Consider the following 2,375-nt stretch of genomic DNA (forward strand, 5'->3'; position numbering starts at 1 on the left):
CGCCGGGGTGATCGTGAGCGCGTCGTGCGCCAGCCCCGCCACTTCGGGGTCCCCGGTCCCCAGCGACAGGACCGTGGCTCCCGCCCTGCGCGCGTGGTGCACCCGCTCCAGCAGGCCGCCGTCCGGCCGCTCCGGCGCCACCAGCAGCAGTGTCTCGCCGCGTCCCGCACCCTCCAGCCTGCCCAGCCCGACGGCCAGATGGGCGGGGTCGGCGGGCCGCACACGGTGCCGTACGAGCAGCGGAGCCAGCTCCGGGCGGCCGGACCACGCCGCCTCGTCCACCAGATGCGCGGCCAGGTGCCACGGCTCGTACGCCCGCGTCCCCACCAGCAGCAGCCCGCCCCCGTGCGGCACGACGGAGGACCGCAGGGACGCGGCGAACCGGCGGGTCGCCGCCGGCCACTGCGTACCGGCCAGGACCTCACGGAGCAGGGCGACGCGTACGGCATCCATGGGCCCGGATCCTGCCGCAGCACAACGCCCCGCGCCGGGAGTCGGCGCCGCATCACCCGAACGGGGCACTCCGGCTGTGCGGGTGCGGTGAGGGCCGCCCGGGAGGTGCCCGGACCGGCAAGTAATGTCGGGGCCATGACCTCAACCGACAGTGGCAGCACGCCGAAGCCTCCCGCCAAGGACCCGTGGGAGCTTCCCGACGTCTCGGATCTGACCGTCGGTGTTCTCGGCGGCACCGGCGACCAGGGACGCGGGCTCGCCTACCGGCTGGCACGGGCCGGGCAGAAAGTGATCATCGGCTCTCGCGCCGCCGAGCGCGCCGAGTCGGCGGCGGCCGAACTCGGCCTCGGCGTCGAGGGCGCCGACAACGCCGGGTGCGCGCGCCGCAGCGACATCGTCGTCATCGCCGTGCCCTGGGAGGGCCACGCCAAGACGCTGGAGTCGCTCAGGGACGAACTCGCGGGCAAGCTCGTCGTCGACTGCGTCAACCCGCTCGGCTTCGACAAGAAGGGTGCCTACGCGCTGAAGCCGGAGGAGGGCAGCGCCGCCGAACAGGCCGCCGCCCTGCTGCCCGCCTCACGCGTGACCGCCGCCTTCCACCACCTGTCCGCCGTGCTGCTCCAGGACCCCGCCGTCGAGCAGATCGACACCGATGTGATGGTGCTCGGCGAGGTACGGGCCGACACCGACATCGTGCAGGCGCTGGCGGCCCGTATCCCCGGTATGCGCGGGGTGTTCGCGGGCCGGCTGCGCAACGCGCACCAGGTGGAGTCGCTGGTGGCGAACCTGATCTCGGTCAACCGCCGCTACAAGGCGCACGCGGGCCTGCGCGTGACCGACGTCTGACGGTCTGCCGCGTCCCGCCTCCGCCGGGGACGGACCTGGGCGCGGGCGGGCATGGGGGTGGGGGACACTGGACGGGCGCCGTCCACACGTCCCTCACGCCCCCGACAGGAGCCGACCCCATGCCCCGCCTCGCTCTCTACGCCCTCGTCGTCTGCCTCCTGGCCACCACGGCGGCCGTGGTGGCCTTCGTACGGGGGGAGATCTGGCTCGGCGTCGTGTGGGTGCTGCTGGCCGGGCTGTCGTCGAACATGACGTGGTACTACCAGCGCCGGGCGAAGGAGGCTGGCCGGGCGGGCACCGGCCCGGGCACTAGCTGACGAACGACTGGCACAGCTCGTCGCGCGACTTCCAGAAGCGGTAGAAGTTCTGGCCGCAGTACGTCTCCAGGTCGGAGATACCGAGGCCGCTCAGGATCGCGTCGATCCCGTCGAAGAACGCGATGTTCACCTCGGGGATGAACAGGATGCCGAAGACCGCGAGCAGTCCGAACGGCGCGAACGGCTCCACCTGCGCGCGGAACTTGCGCGACAGCCACGGCTCGATCACGCCGTAGCCGTCAAGTCCGGGCACCGGCAGGAAGTTGAGGATCGCCGCCGTCACCTGGAGCAGCGCGAGGAACGCGAGCGCGAAGCGGAAGATCATCGGTACGCCGTCGAGCATGTCCAGCCAGAACGGGGCCGTACAGACGACCGCGAAGAGGACGTTCGTCAACGGGCCCGCCGCCGAGATCAGACTGTGCCGCCACCGGCCCCGGATACGGCTGCGCTCGATGAAGACGGCGCCACCCGGCAGACCGATGCCGCCCATGATGACGAAGATCACGGGGAGCACGATGCTCAGCAACGCATGCGTGTACTTGAGGGGATTGAGCGTCAGATAACCCTTGGCGCCGATGGAGATGTCGCCGCTGTGCAGGGCGGTGCGCGCGTGCGCGTACTCGTGCAGACAGAGCGAGACCACCCACGCCGAGGTGACGAAGAGGAAGACGGCGATACGCGCGTCCGCCGCGAAGTCCGTCCACACCGCCCACCCCGTGACCGCCATGACGGCGGCGATCCCGAGGAAGACGGGAGAGA

4 protein-coding genes are annotated in these 2,375 nt (G+C 71.7%); 2 read left to right on the forward strand and 2 right to left on the reverse strand.

All coding sequences use genetic code 11. The features are described from left to right. A partial coding sequence (locus GXP76_RS35165) for a hypothetical protein (RefSeq protein WP_242575676.1) occupies positions 1-453 on the reverse strand: 453 nt, incomplete at its 3' end. Between the two features lie 135 nt (positions 454-588). Here GXP76_RS35165 and npdG point away from each other — a divergent pair. After that, the gene (gene npdG / locus GXP76_RS35170; RefSeq protein WP_242575677.1) at positions 589-1,299 is read left to right on the forward strand and encodes an NADPH-dependent F420 reductase; all 711 of its coding nucleotides are present in this window, start codon (positions 589-591) and stop codon (positions 1,297-1,299) included. Positions 1,300-1,418: 119 nt separating this feature from the next. Then, positions 1,419-1,616 carry a hypothetical protein gene (locus GXP76_RS35175; RefSeq protein ID WP_242575678.1) on the forward strand — a complete coding sequence of 66 codons (198 nt, stop codon included), beginning with the start codon at positions 1,419-1,421 and terminating at the stop codon, positions 1,614-1,616. On the opposite strand, the gene GXP76_RS35180 is transcribed toward GXP76_RS35175, so the two are convergent. After that, on the reverse strand, positions 1,609-2,375 hold a 767-nt coding region (locus GXP76_RS35180; RefSeq protein WP_242575679.1), incomplete at its 5' end, for a site-2 protease family protein. The genes GXP76_RS35175 and GXP76_RS35180 overlap by 8 nt on opposite strands.

The organism is Streptomyces sp. NP-1717 (assembly GCF_022695985.1).
Taxonomy (GTDB): domain Bacteria; phylum Actinomycetota; class Actinomycetes; order Streptomycetales; family Streptomycetaceae; genus Streptomyces.

Excerpts from the sequence above, each read along its gene's own strand:
- npdG (WP_242575677.1), top strand. The coding sequence starts at position 589 with ATGACCTCAACCGACAGTGGCAGCACGCCGAAGCCTCCCGCCAAGGAC.
- GXP76_RS35175 (WP_242575678.1), top strand. The coding sequence starts at position 1,419 with ATGCCCCGCCTCGCTCTCTACGCCCTCGTCGTCTGCCTCCTGGCCACC.